The organism is Mesorhizobium sp. M0478 (assembly GCF_040321305.1).
Lineage (GTDB): Bacteria > Pseudomonadota > Alphaproteobacteria > Rhizobiales > Rhizobiaceae > Mesorhizobium.
Genome location: NZ_JAMYRH010000005.1, coordinates 282395 through 304108, shown reverse-complemented (window position 1 = coordinate 304108; position 21714 = coordinate 282395). Strand labels below are relative to the sequence as shown.

Sequence of the window (21714 nt, the reverse complement as noted above, 5' to 3'; positions counted from 1 at the left end):
TCCTGCGATGAACATTGTCATCTGCTGCCGGCAGCGATTAACTGTGTACATGCATCTTTCGATCGAACCGCTAAATGGCGTCAAAGGGCTTCCTCTCGGATCGTCTAAGGCGACTGTCAGATCCTTCTTTTCAGGAGAGCTCAAGGTCTTTCGGCGGAGCCCAACCAGCGTTCCGGCCGACTATTGGCCGGACCTTGGAGTATTCGCCTATTACAAGGCCGATGGCGCACTCGAAGCGCTAGAATTCACCTCGCCTGCGATCTTGGAACTGGGTGGCGCGTCGCTGTTTCCGATTTCCATGGAGGTTGCGCTGAGGTTCTTGAGACAAACCGACCCCAATGTGAAGGTCGAGATCGATAGCGCGATTTCGAATGCTCTCGGCATCAGCATCTGGACAGCCATAGGAAAAGAAGCGGACTCCCAGGTGGAAACACTTTTGCTGTTTGGAGCCGGCTACTACGGCTGATCCTTCCGGGCGATATCCACTGCAGATCGACTGCGTATCGATCGCATCAGACCGGATCGGCACCCTTGCGGCGATACGCCTCCAACTCAGGGTCCAGATCGACCCTCACCGCGTTGGTGAACACGCAGGTCGCCACCATGATGCCGGCGAAGGCGACGAGGTTGACCAGCAGCGTGTCGTCGTAGCGGGCCTTGAGGCCTGTCCAGATGTCGTCGGGAACGGCATTGCCACTGGCCGCAACCGCCTTGCCGAACTCGATCAGCAACGCCTCGTCGGCGGTGGGCTCGATCGCCTCGGGATCGAACCCGCCATCGATCAGCGCGCGGCGGAAGAAGGTGAGCGGAATCTCGGCGTTGCATCCCTCCGAGATCGCCCGCGACAACAGCCAGATGGCGCGGTCGTCGAGTGTGGGTTTGAGCAGATCGCGCAGCGTGAACCATTCGGCATAGATGCGGTGGGCCGCCGGTGAATGCAGCAGGATGCGCTTCATGTTGGTCATGCGTCCGCGCAGGCCAAGCTCCCTGTCGTGCTCGGCGCGGATGTCGTCGGACGCTTTCGCGTAGTCGATCGGCGAAATCATGGCCATGGGTCGGTCCTTGGTTGGTGGCAGCGAGGCATTCTGCGAAGCCCTCACCCAAGCGTCGTATGCAATTGCGGCGCGGCGCGCAGCGTGTTGGACACCGTGCAGATCGCTTCGGCGTCCTCGACGATCCGCTGCTTGGTCGCAGCGTCGAGATCGCCTGAGATGTCGAGCCTGATGTTGAGCCTTTCGACGCGCGACGGCTCGTCCTTGGCCTTCTCGCCGCTGACCTCGGCGCGCACCTCGCCAAGCGCGGCGGCAACCCCGAGGCGGGAGGCGGCGATGCGCGCGCTCAGCACCATGCAGGCGGCGAGCGAGGCGTAGAGCAGGTCGAGCGGATTGAAGCCCGGCGCGCTGACGGCGGTGACGACATCGACTGCACCGCCGGTCGGAGTGGTGATGGAAGGCAAGCCGCCGGGCTGCAGCGTCGCCGTCGCGCCGGTGACGCGGGTTCTGACCTTCAACTCAGCCATCGCAAAAACCTTTCAGCCGGCAGTCCGGCAAAGGGGTAAGGATCGCCCGTGGCGTGTCCTGTCCCGCTATATGGTATGTCCTGGGCCGATACCGCAACCTCCGCAGAAGCGGCACCCTGTCAGCAATCTTCACCACGCCCGTTCCCTCTCCGCCCTGCCCTGCGGTAGGCTCGCGCGATCCGCAACAGGATCGCGAGAGCCATGATCGTCCAGGCCTGCATCAATGGCGCGCGCGCCGCCGATTTTCACCCCACACTGCCGCTCGACTCCGACGCTATGGCGCGCGACGGGGCGGCTTCGATTGTCGCGGGCGCAGCTGAGCTGCATGTCCATGCCCGCGGAGCGGACCGCCGCGAGAGCCTTGCGCCGGCAGCGATGGACCTGACGATCGCAGGGCTGCGCCGTGCCTGCCCTGGTACGCTGATCGGCGTCTCCACCGGCGCCTGGATCGAGAATGACGATACAAGCACGCTGGTCGCCATCGCCGGCTGGCGCGAATTGCCGGACTATGCCTCGGTCAATCTCAGCGAGGCGGCCGCGCCTATCGTCATGGAGAGCCTGCGGCAGCGCGGCATCGGCATCGAGGCGGGTCTGGCGTCGGTCGCCGACGCCGAGCGGCTGGTCGGCCTCGACCATGGCGGGCGCGTGCTGCGCGTGCTGATCGAGATTTCCGAGCAGACGCTAGACGAGGCTTTTGCGGTCGCCGACGGCATCGAACAGGTCCTGGAGCGCGCCGGCATTCGCCGTGCCATCCTGCTGCATGGCGAGAACGCGACGGTGTGGCCGTTCGTGCGCCGTGCCGCGGATCGCGACTGGTCGACGCGCGTCGGGCTGGAGGATGGGAAGCATCTGCCGGATGGCACGGTTGCGGCCGGCAATGCCGCGCTGACGGCGGCAGCGGTGGCGATCTTCCAGGCCGGGCGATAGCGCATACAAGCAGCGCGCCAAGGCATCGCCGAGACGATGGCGATCGCAAGGCCCGGGCCGCGAAAGTCGGTGAAAGCTATTCAAATTTTATGTATTAATTAAACCGGCAGTTAATCGTCGCATCAACGATCTCATCTGTGTTAATATTCTCCGGCATCGGGGACATTTTTTAATGAACGTCATTCCGGATAATGATCACGCTGCGCCGCGTCGGATTCAACAATATACATCGATACAGACCCTGCGGGGGCTAGCAGCCCTAATGGTTGTTATCTATCATCTTCCGGCCGCACTAGGCGTGCTCGATTTGCCTATTCCCATTCTAAACAGCGGCGTCGACCTGTTTTTCGTCATCAGCGGTTTTGTCATGGTTCTCTCGACGGAGAACAGACATCGCGACCACCGTGCTTTTTTGATGCAGCGGTTCACGCGCGTCGTTCCGTTCTATTGGGTCATGACCTTCCTCATGGTCGCCGCACTTTGGCTGTTTGCCGGTCGTGGAGTGTCCTTTGAGCAGATTGCCAATAGCCTGCTTTTCGTGCCCTATCTCGATACGGCCACAGGCTATGTCCAGCCAGTGCTTGGCGTGGGTTGGACGCTCAATCTGGAAATCCTGTTTTACATTCTGTTCGCGGCGACTATGGGTTTTGGTGCGCTGACGCAAATGGCCACGATTGGCGTTGTCTTTGCAATCGCCGTAGCCGCACGCATTATCTTCAAACCCGCCGCCGACACTGTGCTGTTTTTCTATACCACGCCAATCCTGTTTGAGTTCCTTGCCGGCATGGCTGTCGGCCATCTGGTCGGCAGACTGGTGCGTTTGCCCGCTTTCCTGGGTGCCTCGGCTGTCGGGTTCGCTATTGTGTCCACACTGGTGATGGTACTTGGCTTCAACTTGCCGCGAACCCTTGCTCAAGGTATCCCGGCGCTGATCCTTGTCGCGGGTTGCATCAGCCTGGAGAGCTACTTCCGACTTTTTGCTCCTCGCGTGCTGGCAAGGCTGGGAGATGCTTCCTACTCTCTCTATCTGACCCATCCTATCGTGCTGCTCGCGATCGCTCCTGTCGTTGCAACCGCCAATGTGTCACCATGGCTTGCAACCATAGCTATTGTCACCGCCTGCATCGCCGTGTCCCTGGCGAGTTATAGTTTTATCGAAAGGCCGCTTTTGGCCATGTCGCGAATGAGCCTCTCCGCTTATCAGGTGAAGGCGTGAGTTGCGGCTACGCCGCAGCTCGGTCGGCCTGCCATTCGGGTGCGTTGCTCACTACGACCTACCGTCGCGTTCAAGCGACCACGGCCGCGGCAAGATCGTCTTCGAACTCCGTCACCTAGTGCTGTCGCGCACATCCTCGACTGCCCCAAAATGTGCAGCGGTTTTGGGACGACATGCATCCTGTCTTGCCTGAACGCACACGGGAACTGACACAGAGGGATGACATAGCTCTTGCTGCTGTTAAAAATTCCCCATAAGGTATTTTTCATATCCGAAAGAAAATCCGATCGTTTCTTTCCCTTTATGAAAGCCTTGCCTTTGCGTGAGCATCTCGATCAAACCGATCGACGGCTGGTAAAGCTGTTGTCGCAGGATGCCCAGCCCGGCATCAACCGGCTCGCCGAGACGATGGCGATCTCGGTGCCGACGGTGCGCTCAAGGTTGCGCAATCTGCTCGACCGCAACCTCTTGAAGATCGTCGGGCTGCTCAATCTGACCGAACGCCCCGAGTTGATCTCGGCCATTGTCGGCATCAACGCTCAGGGACGTGGCCGCGCCCGGGAACTGGCGCAGCGCATTGCCGAACTGCCTTTCGTCAACTCGGCCTCGGTGGTTACCGGGCGCTTCGACATCATCGTCGACGTGACCGTCGCCGGCGATGTCGCCGACCTCTACCGCATCACCAGCGAGCTGATTCCGGGCGCCGGCATTCCCGGGGAAGTCGTGCGCAGCGAAACCTTCGTCGTCATGGCTTCATGCAACAAATGGGTCAGCCTTCCCGAAGGCTGCTGGTCGGAAGAAACACCGTCACGCAAGGAGCCGGCATGAGAATAGCTGTTCTCGGCGGCCTCGGCCTGCAGGGACGGGCGGCCATCGCCGATCTCGTCGCCAGCGCCGGCGTCGAGGAAGTCGTCTGCGTCGATACGTCGGCCGACGGCCCTGCCCGGCTTGCCGGGCTGACCGACCTTTCCCGCGTGCGTTTCGTCATGCCCGAGGGCGCGATCGGTCCGGCGCTTGCCACCGTGCTGGCGGATGTCGACGCCGCCATCGATCTGTTGCCGCAGCCATTGATGCGCGAGGCGGTGCAGGCCGCGATCGCAACGCGCACGCCGCTGGTCACTACCAATTACGGCAAGGCGATTGCCGATCTGGCGCCGGAGGCTGAACAGGCCGGCGTTTCGATCATGACCGAATGTGGGCTCGATCCCGGCATCGACCTCGTGCTCTATGCGCGCGCCGCAAAGCAGTTCTCTACGATCTCCTCGATCGATTCCTATTGCGGCGGCATCCCCGAACCGAAGGCGATGGCGAAGCCGCTTTGCTACAAGGTAAGCTGGAATTTCGACATGGTTCTGGTCAGCCAGAACCGCGACAGCGTGATGATCGAGCATGGCAAGCGCGTCGAAGTGCCGGCCGGCCGACAGCACGACAATGCCTTCATCCACGAGATCGAGGTCGCGGGCCTCGGCCGGCTGGAAGCTTTCCCCAATGGCGACGCTCTGCACTATGTCGAGATGCTGGCAGCCGCCAAGGGATTGCAACGCTCGGGCCGCTATACGCTGCGCTGGCCGGGATGGTCGGCGTTCTGGGCGCCGCTGAAGGAACTCGGCTTCCTCTCCGAAGACAAGGTGCCCGGCACCGGCGCCAGCCCACGCGAATTTCTCGGCCGTCTGCTCGGCCCGCAACTGCAATATGGCGCCGACGAGAAGGACCTTTGCGTGATGCGCAATGTCTTTTCCGGTCTCGAAGGCGGCCGCGCCAAAACGGTGACGTCGGACCTGATCATCGAACGCGACCTGGCATCAGGCCTGTTCGGCATGAGCCTTGGCGTCGGCTATCCCGCCAGCATCGTGGCGCAGATGCTGGCGCGGCGCGAGATCGCCACACCAGGGCTTTTGAACCCGCTGCTGCATGTGCCGGACGGGCCGTTCTTCGACGAGCTGGCCAGGCGTGGCATCAAGGTTGCCGAGACGGTGGCCTGGGACTGAGGATTTTCGAACGGTGGCTGCCGCCGGCAAACGGTGCCGCCGCTCAAAAAACACCCAAAAGGGTGGAATAACAAAGTGGAACAACAACGATAACAGGAGGAATGCCAAATGAAGATTGCCAAGCTTTTCATCGCCGGACTTGCGCTTGCGGGCCTGACCGCTGCTGCCAGTGCCGGAACGCTCGACGAGATCACCAAGCGCGGCGAACTGCGCGTCGCGGTACAAACGCAAGGACCTCCCTTCTCGCTGGTCGGCGCGGCCGGCGAGCGCACCGGCAGTTCGGTCGAACTCGCCGAACTGATGGCCAAGGAAATGGGCGTCAAGATCACCTTCCTCGACTATGATTGGGACGGGCTGATCCCGGCGCTGCTTTCGGGCAAGGCCGACCTGCTCGTCGCCGACATGACGCCGACGCTGGCGCGCGGCATGAAGGTCGCCTTCACCACACCTTACATGTATACGGGCAGCACCGTCTTCACCAAGGCCGACAGCAAGTTCAAGACAACCGAGGACTGCAAGGCCAAGGGCACCAAGATCGCCGTGCTGTTGGGCGCCACCGGCGAAAAGGAAGCCAAGAACGCCTTCCCGGATGCCGACATCAAGAGCTACAAGGGCGGCGGCCCGCTGCTGCTCGACGCGGTCAACAACGGCCAAGCCGATTGCGGCGTCAACGACGTCTCGGCGGTCAAGGGTCAGTCGACAGCCTATCCCGCCGGCACATTCACCATCATGCCGGACCTGTTGTCGAAGGAGCCGCTTGCCTTCGCCACCCGCTACGACGAGCCGGATCTGTTGATCTGGATGAACCTGTTCCTCAACCAGGTCAGCATCGACGGCCGCCTGCAGAAGAACCTCGACTACTGGGTCAATTCCGACGCCTGGAAGAAGGATCACTAAACAGAGGTAAGCAGGGAGTAGTGAGTAGGAAGTAGTGAATGGTGAATGGTGAATGGCCATTCCGGACGCCCTTCACTGCTCACCACTCACTACTCACTACTGCCCATTCACCATTCACAATTCACCGCCATGCTCGAAAATTTCAGCTTCCGCACCATCGTCGAATATCTGCCGCTGTTCGGGCAGGGTCTGATCACGACCGTGTGGCTGTCGGCGCTGTCTTTTGCGGGCGCGCTGGCCGTCGGCATCGTGCTCGCCGCCATGAACCTGCAGCGCGGCCAGCTGTTTCGCGTGCTGGCCAAGGGCTATATCGATGCCGTGCGCGCCACGCCGTTGCTGGCGCAGCTCTACTTCCTCTATTTCGGCCTGCCGCGTCTCGGCTTCGTCCTGCCCGAGCTCGTCGTCGGCATCATCGCTTTGTCGCTGAACAGCGGCGCCTATGTCGCGGAAATCATCCGCGCCGGCATCCTGTCGATCCCGCGCGGCCAGGTCGAGGCCGGGGTTGCCTCGGGAATGACCTATGTCCAGCGCATGCGCCTGGTCATCCTGCCGCAAGCCTTCAAGGTGACGATCCCGCCGCTGCTCGGCCAGGCGATCGTGCTGGTCAAGGATTCCGCGCTTTTGTCGCTGATCTCGGTTTCCGAACTGACGCGCGCCGGCCAGTTGCTGGCGTCCGACCGCTTCATGCCGGCGGAAGGCTTTCTCACCATCGCCGCTTTCTATCTGCTGCTCTATTACTGCCTCAAAGGACTGGCGGGGCTGTCCAGTCGGTGGCTCGGTCTGCAGCCGGCAAGGAGCAGCACATGATCTGGCAACAGCTGCAAAGCCTGGCCGGCAGCTACCCCCTCGCCTTGCGCGGCCTTGGCATGACCGTGATGCTGTCGGCGATCAGCCTGGTGCTGGGCACGCTGCTTGGCTTCGGCCTCGGCATATTGCGCACCGGCGGCAACCGGCTGATCTCGAGCGTGATCGGGGCCTGGGTCGACCTGATCCGCGGCACGCCGTTCCTGGTGCAGATCTTTCTGATCTTCTTCATCCTGCCGGAATTCGGCATCGAGCTCGATGCCTTCACCGCCGGCATCATCGCGCTCACCAACCTCGCCGCGTGCTTCATCTGCGAGATCGTCGCCGCCGGCATCCGCTCGGTGCCGACCGGCCAGGTCGAGGCAGCTCTGGCGTCTGGCCTGTCGCGCTGGCAACGCATGCGCCAGGTGGTGCTGCCGCAGGCGATGCGCATCGTGCTGCCGCCGCTGGTCGGGCAATATGTACTCTTGATCAAGGATTCCTCCGTCGTCTCGGCGATCGGGCTGACCGACCTCACCCGCGTCGGCTGGCTTGTGGTGCAGCGTGTGCCCAACGGCCTGCTGGTCTTCTTCCTGGTCGGCGTCGGCTATTTCGTCGTCTGCTATCCGCTGATCATGCTCGCCCGCCGGCTGGAGCGCCGCATGGGCGCGGCGCATGGCGAGGTGCAGCTGTGACATCGAACCCAAAGGGCTGACCGCCATGACCAATCCAAGCCCGACCAAGACAAACCTGACCAAAACGGGCATGATCGACTTTCGCGGCGTCAACAAATGGTTCGGCTCGCTCAATGTGCTGAAGGACATCACGCTCAGCGTCGAGCCGCGCGAAGTGGTCGTCGTCTGCGGCCCAAGTGGTTCGGGCAAGTCGACGCTGATCCGCTGCATCAACGGCCTGGAAGCGATCAAGGATGGCGACCTCGTCGTCGACGGCCAGCGCCTCGGCGACCCCGCCACCAACATGACGCAGCTGCGCACCGAGATCGGCTTCGTCTTCCAGTCGTTCAACCTCTACCCGCACAAGACGGCGCTGGAAAACGTCACGCTGGCGCCGATCCATGTGCGCAAGATCCCCCGCGCCGAGGCCGAGCAGGCCGGGCGCGACTTGCTGGCCAAGGTCGGCCTCGCTGACAAGGTCAATGCATACCCGTCACAGTTGTCCGGCGGCCAGCAGCAGCGTGTGGCCATCGCGCGCTGCCTCGGCATGCGGCCCAAGATCATGCTGTTCGACGAGCCGACCTCCGCGCTCGATCCCGAGATGATCTCCGAAGTGCTCGACGTCATGGTCGCGGTGGCCGAGGAAGGCATGACCATGATGGTGGTGACGCACGAAATGGGCTTTGCCCGCAAGGTGGCGCAGCGCGTGGTGTTCATGGACGCCGGCGCCATCGTCGAAAGCGGCACGCCGGAGGCGTTTTTCTCCGACCCGAAGACCGACCGCAGCCGGGCTTTTCTAAGCAAGATTCTAAGGCATTAGAGTTTAGCCAAAGCCGGTCGTCCGAAAGGCCGCGGGGCAGGAACTGTCGACGCACAGCGCCAAACAACGAGCCGCGGTAGAGTGGATCGGCTACGTTTAGGTCTCCGGCTACGCCTCTGGGAACTTCCACGTGCCGTCCATAACCTCAGCGCGTGGTCGATAGAGCCGTACCATCCAGTTCCAGCCGGGCCACCATCGGCTGTACGGTCAAGCCACCGGCGCCGCGCCGCGCCGCTCGAGCGCGGTCCTGCGGATGATTTCCGCGATTTCCGGGCTACTGCTGCACAGCATCTGGAAATCCGCCGCGTGCAGCGACAGGAGTGAGACAGAAGTCGCGGCAGTGACGGTCGCCATACGCGGTTCGCCGCTGATCAGCGCCATCTCGCCGAAGAAGGCGCCAGGGCCAAGCTCCACTGGGTTGGGCGTCGCGACGCTGACGCGGCCCTCCACGACGAAGAACATCCGATCACCGGTCTCGCCACTGCGGCAGATCACGGCGCCCGCCGGCACCGTGCGAGGCCTTAACGCGCGCACGATCTCGACCAGCGTGGCCGGGCCAAGCTTCTGAAACAACGGAACGCCGGCAATCAATTGCCAATTGCGGACGAAATCCTCGCGACGGACTTCTTGATAAAAGCCGGAGGCAAGAATGCCGGCCCAGAGCCCGAAGATGCCGATGCCACACATCATGACAGCCCCGGCAAGGACGCGGCCGGCGAAGCTTTGCGGAATGTCGTCGCCATAGCCGGTAGTGGACAGCGTGACCACCGCCCACCACATTGTCTCGGGGATGCTGCCGAACTTTTCCGGTTGGACGTCGCGCTCGATGACATAGGCCGCGAGTGCGACACCGAACAGAACCAGGCCGAAGACCGTGGTGACGCCGACCAGGTTGCGCGCTTCGTTGGCCAGAACCCTGCCAAGCAGCGGGAAGAAGGTCGAGTCGCGCAGCGGCTTCAGCAGCCAGACAGCACAGTAGAGGCTCCGGTCGGGCGTGCCGTCGAGCAGAAATGCGGCGACTGGAACCAAAACCGCGAGCACATCGATCGCGATTGCCGGCGTCCTGTCCCTGAGGTCTCCCGCCCAGCGCTTGAGCAGGGTCTCGGCCATCTGCAGAAGATAGGCGGCCCAAATGACAGCAAGCACGGCAGCCAGAGCCAGTCTGCTTCGTCCGGACATGTTCGGCATCGTGAGCGCAGCCACCGCCAGAAGCCCAGGCGCAGCCAGCACCGCGTTTAGCGGCGCGTAGATTCTCAGGAAAGGCAGTACCGACATTCTATCCCACCAGCGGCCACTGTGCTCCAGAATAGAGGCCTTCCGGGCAAGCGCAAAGGGTGCTTTCCGATCGCAAGATCAGGTCACGCCAACGCCTGTCGGGCGCCGCTATCGGCGCTCCAGGGTCGCACCGCAGGCGACGGATCAGCTCGGGAGCCGCCACATTCGCACACGACCCGCACCACGCAATTCCGTTTCCTCGAGTGGGTCGCAAGCAAATTTCGGTCCAAGCAGTTGGCAAGTTGCATCGGAAATACGAATTTCATCGGGCTCCGCGGACGTTTGAATACGTGAGGCGAGATTAACGGTCTCACCCCACAGGTCATAGGCGAACCGCCTCTTGCCTATGACGCCGGCGACGATCGGTCCTGAGTGAATTCCAATTCTCAGCCTTATCGGTTCTCCTGCGAAGCGTTCCCGCTTGACCGCTTTGCGCAGCTCAATCGCATAGCGCGTGAGGGCCCTTGCATGATCGGATCGCGCCGTGGGCAGGCCGGCGACCACCATCACACAATCGCCAATTGTTTTGATCTTTTCGCAGCCGTATCGCTCCGAGAGCCGATCCGCCGCCTTGAAGAAGTAGTTTAAAATAGCGAGCGTCGTCACCGCTCCGACGCTGCGCGCTCGTTCCGTAAAACCGACGATGTCGGCAAAAAGCACACTCACCTCTGCGTGGTTGTCGGCAATTTTCTTTTGCGCTTTCAATCGCTCCGCGATCGAGGCCGGGAGAATGTTGAGGAGCAGGTTTTCGGCGCGCTGATATTCACGCGCCAATCCCTCCTGGCTCTTCCTCAACGCCTCGTTCGTCGATTGCAATTTTTCGTTGAGTTGACGCTCCCTCTCTTGCAGGAGCGTCATTTCATAGGCCTTCTGTTGAAGTCGCTGCCTGTTGTCTCGTTCGGCAGTGGCGTCCAGAAAAAGCAGCCACACGAACGCATTGTCAGCAAAAAAATGGAGGTCGGCGACACGCCCGCCGGGCAGTTCAACCATGTCCATGCGAAACGGAAGCTCCGGGCAAGGCAGCAAACCCTCCATGAATTCAAGCTGCTCGGCAACAGGCTTGCCGATGCGAAGTGATGACAGCCCGTAATGTTCAACATTACCGCCCTTGGCAGCTATGCAAAGCTCAGGGTCGATTTTCAGATAAGCGACAGCGTGCCCGTCGAAGAAGAAATTGAAAAACCAATTTCTGACTTCTTTTGGCAATTCGTGCATGGTCTATTTGGTGACCATCAAGGCAAGTTGACGAAAGGCGTCATCGACCTGCTCGCCCGAAAGCGCACTTGTTAGATAGATTTGCCATCCACGTTGCCTCAACTCGTTGATCTCACCATCCGATATCGCCCACCGATCGGCCAGATCGGACTTGTTGAACAGCAATACGAACGGCATGGCGCCGAATTCGGCCTCGACCCGTTCGCGCAGCGTGAGTGCCACGGCAAGAGTAGCGGCGCGGGTTCCATCGACGACAAGCACGAGCCCGGTTGCACCGCGAACATAGCTGACGCGGAATGAGCCGATATCGTCTTCGCCGGCCAAATCCCACAAAATCAGATCCACGGTTTTGTCCGGGAGCGCGACGCTCTTCTTGTCGATTTTCACTCCAACGGTGGTCAAGTAGGTTTCTGAGAAGATGCTCTGCACAAACCTGCGGACCAGACTCGTCTTTCCGACAGCGAAACCGCCCAGCATGCAGATCTTTTTTTGCAACATGTTGGGCTCCGCTAGTCCAGGTTTACGGTAATCGAAACCCGGCGATTGGTGGAGCTACCGGTTAGACTGTTTTCAGGTACAGCCGGCTCAAAAGTGCCCGCGCCCCGAACCAGCAGCAATTCGGGAGCAACGCCGCGCTTGTTGAGAAGCGCACGAACTGTCTCGGCGCGGGCGGCGCTGATCGACGCGTTGGCCGTCTCACGGCCCGTGGTGTCCGAATGCCCGGTCAACATGAACCGCGCCGTTACGCCGGAATTGCGGGCACTCTGGGCGAATTCCTTTATTTGATCCGCCAACCTGTCGAGAACCGGCGTCTGCTCCGGTCCCGGCACAACCTTGCCGGAAGAGAAGAAAATATCGGTCGTCTGGATCGCCTGCCTCAAATGATTAAGTTCTGCGAGGTTCAGCTCACGCAGCTGCGAGACATCCAGAACCACTCCGTCCGCCGAAAGTTGTTCAGCGGCGGCCCGCGCGCGGTTGATCCAGCCGGCAGGAGCCTCACCCACGGCCACGATGCGACCCTGGATGATCGAGAGCTGAACGGTTTTCGGCGGGGACAGCGCCGCCGTCAGCCGCTTCACCACAAACTTCGGATCAAGGCTCTGATAGAATTGCCACTGTGCATGAACGCGGGCAGGATCAACGTCCGTTCCGGACAGCAGGGCTTGCGGGTCGGCGGCAAGCGGGTCTCTCAAGCCGGAAATATAGAAATGTCCGCCCCTCGCCGTTTGTTGGGCGACGATGATTCCCGGTTGGGCCTCAAGTCGCGACACATAATACTGCCAGTGCTCCGCCGCGCGTGCTTCGGGGCTCACGTCACGAACCTTGGAGATGTCGAATTCGGGTCCGCCTGCCGAAAGCTGCCGGGCCGCCGCGCGCGCGCGATCGATCCAGGTGTCGGGAGCCTCACCCTCGGCAACGATGCGACCATCGACGATCGACAGTCGCACTGTATCCGGCGGATACAGTGACGCCGTCAGCCGCTTCAGCACGAACTCCGGCTCAAGGCTCTGATAGAATTGCCACTGCGCATGAACCCGGGCGGGATCGACCTCTGTTCCCGACAACAGCGACTGCGGATCGGCGCCAAGCGGGTCTCGCAGGCCGGCGATATAGAATTGGCCGTCGCGCATCTTTTGGTCTGCAACGATGATGCCCGGCTGGGTCTCCAGTCGCGACACATAGGCCTGCCAGCGCTGCGCCGCGCGCACTTGGGGACTTACGTCACGAACCCCCGAGATGTCGAAGACCGGCCCGCCTGCCGAAAGCTGCTGGGCCGCCGCGCGCGCCCGGCTGATCCAGGTGTCGGGAGCCTCACCCTCGGCGACGATGCGGCCATCGACAATCGAAAGTCGCACTGAATCCGGCGGAGCCAGCGACGCCGTCAGCCGCTTCAGCACGAACTCCGGCTCAAGGCTCTGATAAAATTGCCATTGCGAATGAACCCCGGCCGGATCGACTCCCGTGCCTGACAACAGCGACTGCGGGTCGACGGCAAGCGGGTCCCTCAGGCCGGCAATATAGAACTGGCCATCGCGTACCTGCTGTTCGGCAACGATGATGCCCGGCTGGGCCTCCACTCGCGACACGTAAGCCTGCCAGCGCGACACGTAAGCCTGCCAGCGCTGCGCTGATTGCCAGGAAAGAAAGTACCAACCGCCTGCCAGACTCAAGAGCAACAGGGCAACGGCCGCCACCAGCCACGGAAATCCGTCGTTTGATTCCTCTTGCTTGAGCTCGACGCAGGTCTGCAACTGCGCCTCTACGGAGGCCAGCTGCGAACCGTCGCCGTCAAACTGCTCTAAAGCCTCTGAGGATTGCTCATGGATGCGAAGCAACACATCGCGAACGATTTCATGCAATTCCTCCGGCGGATTTCCCCGGATCACCGAAACCAGTGTCGCAAACGGTCCAACTTCCGACCAGAGACGAAGCTCGCCGAAACGGATTGTGTCCAGGCCGCTCTGCTCTTTCTCGTTAAATGAGTCCTTCACAAAATCCTGAATTGCGCTGAGCATCGAAGAAATGAGCTGAGGATCTTCGCTCGTTGCATTGTCGGCCGTTACATGCGCTATCAAAAGGCCGGAATTCCGATGAATGAGAAACGCATGTTCCACACGGTAGACAAGGGAATGCTTCAGAACAACTGCCGAGAAGCTTGCCCCTGTTCTCCAGGCTTCAAGTCTCCACTTGAGCCCGTGCCAGGTGAATATGTGCCTTAGAGTTTCATTCAGCGACTGAAAGGTCTGGTCGATCTTTTCGCCGATCGACTTGCGAATTGCCGGCAGAAACACCGGGTACAATATGTCCGTCAGCGTGCGCGGGCTCTTCTGGATCGACCGTTGCACAGCCCGTTCGACAGCTGGCGCAAGCGCCTCGCCGAGTTGCGCGTAAGGCGCTCGTCCGGCAGCACTGGGAAGAACGTCGCCCACGGCCGCCGCAAGCTGCTCGGGTTCGTCGAGCAGATGCGTAACGCGTGAAAGCTCCGAGATTTCACGGCTGACCAGCAACTGCCGCAGCGTTTCCATGCGCGGATCGGCGGTTGGAACCGCCTCGAACTGCGCACGGTAGTCCGGATCAACGTTCCGGGCAATTTCGATCAAAAGACGAGCCAGAGCCTCGCGATCAATCTCTGTATCGTTCGAGGCTGTTCTTTGCGGAAGGTTGAATGGGTCGACGGTGGACGTCAAGGTCCCATCAACTCACTTTCCAGCTGCGGTCCGAGTTGCTCTTGCTCCCGACGGGATCCTGATTGAGACACTTTGCAACCTCGACAAACAGGCCAGCCAAAAGATTTCGGTCGGTCTTGACGTTGCTGAGGTCGGCAAACATCTTCTCGATCAGCATCTGAACGCCTTCATTCTTCTGCTTGATTTCCTCACGCAGCAAATGATCGTTTCGATTTATCCGGTCCGAAACGTCGCGCTCGAGCGCGCTCAACTGATCCGACAACGTGCGCACCTGCTTTTCAAGAGCCTGGTTTTGCTCGCGAAGATTCCGGTCGATCTCCTTGTCGGCATCGGCTCGTGAATCTTTTTCGCTCCGCAATTGCCCTGCAAGCGAATCGATCTGCTTCTTTGCATTCGACTCGTACATTTCGAGATTGCGCTTGGCCTCGGACTCGACATCCTTGAAGCGCTGCAACACCCGTTCTTCAAGCTTGGAAAAACGGCGGTCATAGTCCTGCATCTGGTTGCCGAAGAGCAGGTCACGGATCTTGTCGACACCGACGGCGTCGCCGGCGGTTCCGTTTTCGCGGGCCTGAACTCCCATGAAGTTCAGCCCGTTTCCTTCTGTGTTACCTATCAGATTTACGTCCGCCTTCTTTTCTGAAGAAGCGGAATTCGAAGATTCCTTAGCCATCCATATACCCCCATTGAACACATGCCGTCAGGTAAGCATGTCAGCAATCGGGCCGCAAGCCGGATTCGTCTTGACTTATGCCTATTCATGGGGCAGCCGAGCGCGATGGCTAACGGCCCGGCAATGGCAATCAGGGGCGAGGCCCTCTTGAAGGCGCGGAACGTGCGGACGGTTTCGCGTATCCAAAAAGCGGCCTTCAGTCGAACGTCGCCAGCGGCTCGGCATTGATCTCGACCCACTCACAGCGCCGGCTTTCGTGGTAAAAAGACTGAAAGGGCGGCGGGAACGACGGGTCGGCGAAGGCGCCGACGGGAATGGCGATCACGCCGGGTTGCGTGTCGATGCGATAGTGGACGGCGGCGCCGCACTCCGGACAGAAATTGTAGATGACGCGGCCGCCCTCGTCGCCGGTGCGCGTGAACTGCTTCGCCCGCCCCTCGATCGATACATCAGCTTGCGCAAACCGGACATTGTAGCTGAAGGCGCTGCCGGTGCGGCGCTTGCAGTCGAGGCAATGGCAGACCGAGATGCGCACCGGCTCGCCCGAACAGACGGCTGAAAGCTGGCCGCAGAGACATTGCGCGCGGCGCGTGACCATAGTTTCTTCCTCCCCTTCACATCACTGCGTATCGGCGCTGGCCCTCAGTTCCGTCCGCTTCTGTTCCGAAACCATGGCCAGATCCAGCACCTTCTGCAGTTCGGCGGCATGGTGGAATGAAGGCTCGGCCTGCACGCCGCTGCGAACCGCATCGACGAAGCGCTGGTAATTGGTCGGCACCGTGCCGGCGTCGAGCACCTGCCATTTGGCGTTCTCGATACCCCCGCCGACACACGCCTTCAGTTCCGAACCCTCGAGATTGTGCACGACTTCGATGCCGCCCTTGTCGCCATAGATGCGCAGGCGCAATTCGTTGATGTGGCCGGTCGCCCAGCGGCTGGCGTGAACGACGCCAAAGGCGCCGTTGGAGAAATCCAGCGTCATGGCGAAGCTGTCATTGGCGTCGAGGTCGTATTCGCCGATACGGTTGCCTGGCGCCTTGTCGAAGGTGCGCAGCCGGCAAAACACGTGGTCGACGTCGAGTGCGGCGCCATAGCTGGCGAAATCGAGGATGTGGATGCCGACATCGCCGAGCACGCCGTTGGAGCCGTGGTCGCGCGACAGCCGCCACAGCCATTTCGGGTCGGTGCGCCAGTCGCCCCAGAATTTCGAGACCAGCCAGCTCTGTAGATAGGAGGACTCGACGTGGCGGACGGTGCCGATCTCGCCGGCCAGCACCATCTGTCGCGCCTTCTGCAAGGCAGCGACATTGCGATAGGTGAGGTTGACCATGTTGACGATGCCGGCGGCCTCAGCCGCTTTGGCCATCTCGCTTGCCTTGCCGAAGTCTTCGGCCAGCGGCTTTTCGCACAGTACCGGCTTGCCGGCCGCGATCAGCGCCATGGTGGTCGGGTGGTGAATGCGGTCGGGCGTGACGTTGGCGACCGCATCGAACTCGCCCCACGCCAGCGCGTCTTCCAGCGATGTGAATCGCTTCGGTATCTTGAACCCGTCGGCAAATTCGCCAACGCGCTTTTCATCGACGTCGACAGCACCGACGATCTCGACGCCGTCGATACCGCCGAAGCGGCGGGCATGCTCCTGCGCCATCCAGCCGGTACCCAGTATCAAAAGCCGCATTCTCTGCACTCCGAGCGAATTGGTTCGATTCAATCATATGGCGCAGATACGGTCTAGGAAACCCATGCGGAAAACCGCTACGCCTTTTTTCCTGGATTTTGCTTTAGCGGAAGCCGGCCTCGCCCGAAGCGTGCAGCTTGCCGCCGCGCTCGACGATCGGCTCCAGCGCCTTCTCGACCGGCACGTTCGGCGCCTCAAGGATCGCCGACTTGGTGCCCTGCGGATTGTGCGCCCACTTAACCGCATTGCGCAGCACCTTGTGCACATTGGCGTCGTGATAGGTCGGATAGGTCTCGTGGCCCGGGCGGAAGTAGAAGACATTGCCGGCGCCGCGGCGATAGGTCAGCCCAGAACGGAACACCTCGCCGCCCTGGAACCAGGAGATGAAGACGGTCTCCAGCGGTTCGGGCACGGCGAACTGTTCGCCATACATTTCTTCATTCTCGAGCTCGAAATATTCGCCGACGCCCTCGGCGATCGGATGGCTGGGGCTGGTCACCCAGAGCCGCTCGCGCTCGCCCGCCTCGCGCCATTTCAGCGTGCAGGGCGTGCCCATCAGCCGCTTGAAGATTTTCGAGAAATGGCCGGAATGGAGAACGATCAGCCCCATCCCCTCCCAAACGCGGCGGGCGACGCGCTCGACGATCTCGTCGGCCACCGCGCCATGATCCTTGTGGCCCCACCAGACCAGCACGTCGGTCTCGGCCAGACGGTCGGCCGGCAGGCCGTGCTCCGGCTGCTCGAGCGTGGCGGTCGAGGCGGAGATCGCCTTGTCGGCATTCAGCGCCTTGGCGATGGTCGTGTGCATGCCCTCGGGATAGAGGGCTGCGACCACCTCATTGGTCCGCTCATGGATGTTCTCGCCCCAAACGACAGCGCGTATTGTCATGGATGTCCTCGTGGTGAAGCCGACCCGCAGGGGGTCACTCATAGTCTGCCTGGGGGTGAAAAGGGAATAGGCAGTGGGGAATAGGCAATAGGGGCAGAAAAACAATCAACAGGCGATGGACGCTCCTGGGCCCTACTGCCTACTGCCTACTGCCTACTGCCTACTGCCTACTGCCTACTGCCTACTGCCTACTGCCTACTGCCTTACGCTCCCCGGCCTTCCTGAGCGACCCGCGTCAGCGGCTTGGTCAGGCGCGGCACGACGACGAGGCGCTTGATCTTGCCCTTCTTGTAGGCGGCAAGGAAGCGGGCGTAGTCCTTGAAGACGACGCAGCCATTGGATTCCGCACGGCCGCCGCGCAGCATGTAGGTGTGGGCGAGCAGGCCGTCGCGGCCGTATTTATTGCCGCCGCTGACGGGAGTGAGACGGAGCGCCTCGACGCCATGGAAGCGGGATTCGCGCAGTCGCAGATCATAGGTGTTGGGCGGCGTCGGGCCGACATTCTTCTTGTGCACGAAGCGCGGCTGGTCGACCATCGAACCCAGCCCCGAATGGGCCTCCAGCCGCGAGCCGTCCGGCATGTAGACGGTCTTGGCCGAGATATCGTAGACGGCGACGCCGCCGCCCATTCCGGGCGTGGCGAACAGATCCTTGAAGGCGCGACCGACACCGCCCGCCGGGACGTCCGGCTTGGCATAGGCCAGCATCTCGCCGGACTGTGTCTTCGACCGTTTGCCAGGCTTGATCCGGCTTGATTGGATGCTCTGGCTGTCTGGCACGCCAGGCAGTGCGGCGACCTCCGAAGTACTGCGGGGCGAGCGCGGCGACGAATTGCCCGGCGACTGGGGTGCGGGGCTCTCGGCCGTCCTGTCGGTCTGTGGCTTGGCTGCCCTGGGCTTGCTGGCTTGCCGAGCCTCGGCAGGCTGAGCGGTTTCGGCGCGTGGACGCCAACCGGGCAACGCAATGTTGTCGGGCAGATCGTCCTGCGGCGGCAGCGAAGCGACCTGAACCTCGGCCTGCTCAGGATCCTGCCCTCCGGCGATTGCTTCAACGGCCGGCGGCGGGGCCAGCATGTCAGCGTCTTCCGGCAAGCTGTTGGCCAGCGCCAGCGCCAGGCGCGATGAGCGTTCGATCTCAGCCACTTCCGGCCCAAAGCGTTCCGAGGCGGGGCCATGCTGATCGGGCAGCCGGACTTCGGCGAAACGGGCAGCGACCGGAAGGCTGGCAAGCATGAAGGGCGCATTCGAGGCCTTGGCGAAGGCGGCAGCCAGCTTTTGCGGCGACAGCTCTGCCTTGGCCACCACGCCGTCGAAGCGCATGCCGCGCGAAGTGGCGAGAGCGACGCTGGTGTTTGGCGCAATGTTTGAGGCGACAATGCTCGGGGCCACAGCATGCGCGGCCGGCTTCAGCCGCGCCATCTTGCCGTCATGCGCGAAGTTCGCGGCGCCATGCGCGCACCCGGCGTCGCATTGGCTGAGCAGCGAGGCCTGTGATTTTTGCGCCGAAAGCCGCGGCGCCCACGAATTGGCGAGGCTGCGGCGCGAATCGGCAAGTGCTGCGTTCGGCAGAAGCAGACTGTGCGGAAGGCTGTTGGAAGCGGCGGTGAGCGAGGTGCCGAGCGAATAGAGGCCGGCCATGGTTGCCACCGACCACAGCGCCAAGGCCGCGCCGACAACCGGCACCACCACCCAGCGCTGGCCGGATCTCTTCGAAGTCAAACCCCGCTCAGGAGTATCGCCCCGGTCTTTCAAACGCAAAAACGCCATACAACCACTCTCAATCGGCATGCAGGCTTGCGACCCTCGCATCCGTGACATCCACAGTTCGCTGGTGCCCCCTGCACCTTTCGCGTCTGTTGCCGATTGAATCAAAAGATGGACAAAGTTGGTTAACCAATCCCTCCATCAGCCACCGATTATGCGGCGCCTGATACGAAAAAAAGAGCACTCCATGGTCTGCGCCACGGTAGAATGCTCTCCCTCACCCCCGCCTTGCTGCCCGTTTTTGCGATCCAAGTCAAGGAAACGCTGCGTCAGCTTGCTGCAAGCCTGTGCTGATTGCCCGCTGATCGGCCTTCTCAATCAGTTGACCTTCCGGTGGCTGGAAGGTCTATCTGCTCAGAGACGGGGACCTCCGGCGACGGAAATTTACCGATGAGAACCGGCATCACGACCGAAGAATCCGACTGCAGGTCGAACCCCTGCTGCGGCTGGCTGAGCACGGATGGATGGGGCAAGGACATGGCGCCGTGAGATGGACTGTGAAAGCGGCGCTGCTGTGGCTGGTCTGTGCCCTTACGATGGGCGCCTCCGTCGGCAGCGGACCGATCGTCGCGGCCCGCCAGGCGTCGATGAAGGAGATGGCGGCGGCTGCGAAAACCATTGCCGGCATGTTCGACCGCAGGCAAGCCTATGACGCGGCAGCCTTCAAGGCGGCAGCGGACACGCTGCGCGCGCGCACCGGCCCTGCCCTGATTGCCGAATTTCCGAGCGGCTCGCTTGGACCGCCTTCGCAGGCCAGGCTGGAGATCGATCAGTCACGGGCGGAATTCGAGGCCCTGGCAAATCATATCGGAACGCTGGCCGACGCTCTGGCCGCCAAGGCCGAAAGCGCGCCGGCCGTCATCACCGATGACATGCGCATGGGCACCGGCCTGGCGATGGGCGGCGGCAGCCTGCTCGGCAAGCGCTCGATTCCAGAGGAAGCCGATCCGAGCAAACTGCCGGCGGAGCATATCCTGCATCTCATCCTGCAGGATTGCTCGACCTGTCATTCGAAATTCCGGCAAAAGGTACAGTGAAGCGACATTATCCGGCGGAGCATTTCTTGCTGGCCTGCGCCACAGTCACTTTGCATACAAGTAAATTCGTTTGTGCTAATATATCGCGGTCGTGCATATCCATGCATGACGAGCATCGGGAGGATGCAATGAAAACCATGAATCGCAGGTCTGCAATTGCCCTCGGTCTGACGACCGCCGCGGTAGCGCCTTTGTTCACCTTGGCGGCATCGGCAAAAATCAAGAAATACGGCCCGAAAGAGGGCAAGGAGATTGCGCCCGGTGTCAGGGTGGTGGAGGTCGGCACCGGCAATGCTGACATTCCCGCCTACAAGAGCATCGCAATTATCGACGTTGTGTTTCAGCCCGGAGCACATGCTCCTCAAACCGTGATGGACAACGACATGGTGTGCACCATTACCTCAGGTGCATTCACGATCAAGAAAGCGGACAAGGAATTCAAGCTCAACACGGGTGATATGTACACCTGCTCCAAGGGCAAGACCGATGAAGCGACGAATACAAGCAAGGAGGTCGGCGTGCATCGCATCGCCGTATTGATACCCGCATAGCAGATGGAGTTCCGGCCGGACCACGCCGTCGCGAGTCCGGCCGGCCAGACGAGGCGATCTCGTTCCGTCGTCAGCGCGGCCATCTCACGCCAGCCACTCCCTGATCGCCGAGCGGGCGGGAACGGCGCGCATGTGGTCTTCGCGCTATGGCTTTGTTTGGGCATGATCTTTTGGGAAAGCTGGCTTGGTTTTCAAATCATCGGCTAGGTCGAATGGCTGATCAACCAGCGCATCCACGTGGCCAATACGGAGATCGAAAACCGCAGGAGTTTTGCCGGCCACCAGGCGGTGTTCGAGGCGATCGAGCGCCACGACCCGGAAGCGGCCGGCAGGCGATGCGCGCGCATCTGGAAAACGCCCGGCGCAAGTTCAATTCAGGGTCGGGAAGACTGGGCTAGCCAGTTGACGCGGCGGCGCTCTGGCGCAAAGCAAAAAGCCCGCCGTTCAAAGCCGGCGGGCTCCCTTCAATCATACAGCGCGATCCGCTCGCCGGTAACCAGGACGACCGAATTTCGGCCTTCAGCGGCTGGTTGCGCTCAGGGGGCGGGCTTCGACGGGTTTGAAGCGACCAGCGATCCGAGTTTGCCGGCTTTGGCCAGACTCGGCTTTTCGTAAGTTTTC

Annotated in this window: 23 protein-coding genes; 12 read left to right on the top strand and 11 right to left on the bottom strand. The window is 61.5% G+C overall.

The window, feature by feature from the left end; translation table 11 throughout:
• Nucleotides 1-7 precede the first annotated feature (7 nt).
• Nucleotides 8-466: a hypothetical protein gene (locus tag NKI64_RS15145; RefSeq protein WP_050586866.1), complete on the top strand. Its 459-nt coding sequence runs from the start codon at nt 8-10 to the stop codon at nt 464-466.
• Between the two features lie 46 nt (nt 467-512).
• Here the strand turns inward: NKI64_RS15145 and NKI64_RS15140 are convergent, their stop codons facing one another.
• Both NKI64_RS15140 and NKI64_RS15135 read right to left on the bottom strand, forming a co-directional pair.
• Nucleotides 513-1052 carry a carboxymuconolactone decarboxylase family protein gene (locus NKI64_RS15140; RefSeq protein WP_023819137.1) on the bottom strand — a complete coding sequence of 180 codons (540 nt, stop codon included), beginning with the start codon at nt 1050-1052 and terminating at the stop codon, nt 513-515.
• A 44-nt stretch (nt 1053-1096) separates the two neighbouring features.
• Nucleotides 1097-1519 (bottom strand): OsmC family protein, encoded by a 423-nt coding sequence (locus NKI64_RS15135; RefSeq protein WP_352668543.1) that lies wholly within the window; start codon nt 1517-1519, stop codon nt 1097-1099.
• 201 nt (nt 1520-1720) lie between these two features.
• On the opposite strand from NKI64_RS15135, the gene NKI64_RS15130 reads away from it, so the two are divergent.
• From NKI64_RS15130 to NKI64_RS15095, 8 genes are all read left to right on the top strand, one after another.
• Nucleotides 1721-2446: a 3-keto-5-aminohexanoate cleavage protein gene (locus NKI64_RS15130; RefSeq protein WP_352668541.1), complete on the top strand. Its 726-nt coding sequence runs from the start codon at nt 1721-1723 to the stop codon at nt 2444-2446.
• 172 nt (nt 2447-2618) lie between these two features.
• The gene (locus NKI64_RS15125) at nt 2619-3662 is read left to right on the top strand and encodes an acyltransferase family protein (RefSeq protein ID WP_352595885.1); all 1044 of its coding nucleotides are present in this window, start codon (nt 2619-2621) and stop codon (nt 3660-3662) included.
• A gap of 318 nt (nt 3663-3980) precedes the next feature.
• On the top strand, nt 3981-4490 hold the full coding sequence (locus tag NKI64_RS15120) for an Lrp/AsnC family transcriptional regulator (protein ID WP_023670324.1): 510 nt from the start codon (nt 3981-3983) through the stop codon (nt 4488-4490).
• Entirely contained in the window at nt 4487-5650 is a 1164-nt protein-coding gene (locus NKI64_RS15115) for a saccharopine dehydrogenase family protein (RefSeq protein ID WP_023733917.1), read from the top strand. The genes NKI64_RS15120 and NKI64_RS15115 overlap by 4 nt, the downstream gene beginning before the upstream one ends.
• 108 nt (nt 5651-5758) lie before the next feature.
• On the top strand, nt 5759-6547 hold the full coding sequence (locus NKI64_RS15110; protein ID WP_023684789.1) for an ABC transporter substrate-binding protein: 789 nt from the start codon (nt 5759-5761) through the stop codon (nt 6545-6547).
• Nucleotides 6548-6676: 129 nt separating this feature from the next.
• The gene (locus NKI64_RS15105) at nt 6677-7354 is read left to right on the top strand and encodes an amino acid ABC transporter permease (protein ID WP_023695534.1); all 678 of its coding nucleotides are present in this window, start codon (nt 6677-6679) and stop codon (nt 7352-7354) included.
• Nucleotides 7351-8025, top strand: coding sequence for an amino acid ABC transporter permease (locus tag NKI64_RS15100; protein ID WP_023684787.1), 675 nt, complete (start codon nt 7351-7353; stop codon nt 8023-8025). Before NKI64_RS15105 ends, NKI64_RS15100 begins: the two co-directional genes overlap by 4 nt.
• Nucleotides 8026-8095: 70 nt before the next feature.
• On the top strand, nt 8096-8824 hold the full coding sequence (locus NKI64_RS15095) for an amino acid ABC transporter ATP-binding protein (RefSeq protein ID WP_023670319.1): 729 nt from the start codon (nt 8096-8098) through the stop codon (nt 8822-8824).
• 207 nt (nt 8825-9031) lie between these two features.
• Here NKI64_RS15095 and NKI64_RS15090 read toward each other — a convergent pair whose 3' ends face one another.
• The 9 genes from NKI64_RS15090 to NKI64_RS15050 all read right to left on the bottom strand — a co-directional run bounded on the left by NKI64_RS15090 (nt 9032) and on the right by NKI64_RS15050 (nt 19508).
• Nucleotides 9032-10099: a cyclic nucleotide-gated potassium channel gene (locus NKI64_RS15090; RefSeq protein WP_023684786.1), complete on the bottom strand. Its 1068-nt coding sequence runs from the start codon at nt 10097-10099 to the stop codon at nt 9032-9034.
• A gap of 144 nt (nt 10100-10243) precedes the next feature.
• Entirely contained in the window at nt 10244-11314 is a 1071-nt protein-coding gene (locus NKI64_RS15085) for an adenylate/guanylate cyclase domain-containing protein (protein WP_023670317.1), read from the bottom strand.
• Between the two features lie 3 nt (nt 11315-11317).
• Complete coding sequence (locus NKI64_RS15080) at nt 11318-11812, bottom strand: Rab family GTPase (protein ID WP_023670316.1); 495 nt, start codon at nt 11810-11812, stop codon at nt 11318-11320.
• An 11-nt stretch (nt 11813-11823) separates the two neighbouring features.
• Nucleotides 11824-14502 (bottom strand): OmpA family protein, encoded by a 2679-nt coding sequence (locus NKI64_RS15075; protein ID WP_352668537.1) that lies wholly within the window; start codon nt 14500-14502, stop codon nt 11824-11826.
• Between the two features lie 7 nt (nt 14503-14509).
• Nucleotides 14510-15175 (bottom strand): hypothetical protein, encoded by a 666-nt coding sequence (locus NKI64_RS15070; RefSeq protein ID WP_023670314.1) that lies wholly within the window; start codon nt 15173-15175, stop codon nt 14510-14512.
• 196 nt (nt 15176-15371) lie between these two features.
• The gene (locus NKI64_RS15065) at nt 15372-15773 is read right to left on the bottom strand and encodes a GFA family protein (protein ID WP_023670313.1); all 402 of its coding nucleotides are present in this window, start codon (nt 15771-15773) and stop codon (nt 15372-15374) included.
• A 21-nt stretch (nt 15774-15794) separates the two neighbouring features.
• Complete coding sequence (locus NKI64_RS15060) at nt 15795-16853, bottom strand: Gfo/Idh/MocA family protein (protein ID WP_023701868.1); 1059 nt, start codon at nt 16851-16853, stop codon at nt 15795-15797.
• Nucleotides 16854-16956: 103 nt separating this feature from the next.
• Entirely contained in the window at nt 16957-17742 is a 786-nt protein-coding gene (locus tag NKI64_RS15055; RefSeq protein WP_023701869.1) for a ThuA domain-containing protein, read from the bottom strand.
• A 203-nt stretch (nt 17743-17945) separates the two neighbouring features.
• On the bottom strand, nt 17946-19508 hold the full coding sequence (locus NKI64_RS15050) for a DUF2778 domain-containing protein (RefSeq protein WP_502901375.1): 1563 nt from the start codon (nt 19506-19508) through the stop codon (nt 17946-17948).
• Nucleotides 19509-19990: 482 nt separating this feature from the next.
• Here NKI64_RS15050 and NKI64_RS15045 point away from each other — a divergent pair, with 482 nt between their 5' ends.
• From NKI64_RS15045 to NKI64_RS15035, 3 genes are all read left to right on the top strand, one after another.
• Complete coding sequence (locus tag NKI64_RS15045; protein WP_352668532.1) at nt 19991-20542, top strand: cytochrome c; 552 nt, start codon at nt 19991-19993, stop codon at nt 20540-20542.
• Between the two features lie 128 nt (nt 20543-20670).
• Nucleotides 20671-21093, top strand: a complete 423-nt coding sequence (locus tag NKI64_RS15040) for a hypothetical protein (protein ID WP_352668529.1) — start codon at nt 20671-20673, stop codon at nt 21091-21093.
• Nucleotides 21094-21330: 237 nt separating this feature from the next.
• On the top strand, nt 21331-21708 hold the full coding sequence (locus NKI64_RS15035) for a hypothetical protein (RefSeq protein WP_352668527.1): 378 nt from the start codon (nt 21331-21333) through the stop codon (nt 21706-21708).
• Nucleotides 21709-21714 lie beyond the last annotated feature (6 nt).

Excerpts from the sequence above, each read along its gene's own strand:
- NKI64_RS15100 (WP_023684787.1), top strand. The coding sequence starts at position 7,351 with ATGATCTGGCAACAGCTGCAAAGCCTGGCCGGCAGCTACCCCCTCGCC.
- NKI64_RS15050 (WP_502901375.1), bottom strand. The coding sequence starts at position 19,508 with ATGGCGTTTTTGCGTTTGAAAGACCGGGGCGATACTCCTGAGCGGGGT.
- NKI64_RS15125 (WP_352595885.1), top strand. The coding sequence starts at position 2,619 with ATGAACGTCATTCCGGATAATGATCACGCTGCGCCGCGTCGGATTCAA.
- NKI64_RS15055 (WP_023701869.1), bottom strand. The coding sequence starts at position 17,742 with ATGACAATACGCGCTGTCGTTTGGGGCGAGAACATCCATGAGCGGACC.
- NKI64_RS15105 (WP_023695534.1), top strand. The coding sequence starts at position 6,677 with ATGCTCGAAAATTTCAGCTTCCGCACCATCGTCGAATATCTGCCGCTG.
- NKI64_RS15145 (WP_050586866.1), top strand. The coding sequence starts at position 8 with ATGAACATTGTCATCTGCTGCCGGCAGCGATTAACTGTGTACATGCAT.
- NKI64_RS15060 (WP_023701868.1), bottom strand. The coding sequence starts at position 16,853 with ATGCGGCTTTTGATACTGGGTACCGGCTGGATGGCGCAGGAGCATGCC.
- NKI64_RS15070 (WP_023670314.1), bottom strand. The coding sequence starts at position 15,175 with ATGGCTAAGGAATCTTCGAATTCCGCTTCTTCAGAAAAGAAGGCGGAC.
- NKI64_RS15085 (WP_023670317.1), bottom strand. The coding sequence starts at position 11,314 with ATGCACGAATTGCCAAAAGAAGTCAGAAATTGGTTTTTCAATTTCTTC.
- NKI64_RS15115 (WP_023733917.1), top strand. The coding sequence starts at position 4,487 with ATGAGAATAGCTGTTCTCGGCGGCCTCGGCCTGCAGGGACGGGCGGCC.
- NKI64_RS15095 (WP_023670319.1), top strand. The coding sequence starts at position 8,096 with ATGATCGACTTTCGCGGCGTCAACAAATGGTTCGGCTCGCTCAATGTG.
- NKI64_RS15065 (WP_023670313.1), bottom strand. The coding sequence starts at position 15,773 with ATGGTCACGCGCCGCGCGCAATGTCTCTGCGGCCAGCTTTCAGCCGTC.
- NKI64_RS15110 (WP_023684789.1), top strand. The coding sequence starts at position 5,759 with ATGAAGATTGCCAAGCTTTTCATCGCCGGACTTGCGCTTGCGGGCCTG.
- NKI64_RS15090 (WP_023684786.1), bottom strand. The coding sequence starts at position 10,099 with ATGTCGGTACTGCCTTTCCTGAGAATCTACGCGCCGCTAAACGCGGTG.
- NKI64_RS15080 (WP_023670316.1), bottom strand. The coding sequence starts at position 11,812 with ATGTTGCAAAAAAAGATCTGCATGCTGGGCGGTTTCGCTGTCGGAAAG.
- NKI64_RS15135 (WP_352668543.1), bottom strand. The coding sequence starts at position 1,519 with ATGGCTGAGTTGAAGGTCAGAACCCGCGTCACCGGCGCGACGGCGACG.
- NKI64_RS15130 (WP_352668541.1), top strand. The coding sequence starts at position 1,721 with ATGATCGTCCAGGCCTGCATCAATGGCGCGCGCGCCGCCGATTTTCAC.
- NKI64_RS15140 (WP_023819137.1), bottom strand. The coding sequence starts at position 1,052 with ATGGCCATGATTTCGCCGATCGACTACGCGAAAGCGTCCGACGACATC.
- NKI64_RS15040 (WP_352668529.1), top strand. The coding sequence starts at position 20,671 with ATGAAAACCATGAATCGCAGGTCTGCAATTGCCCTCGGTCTGACGACC.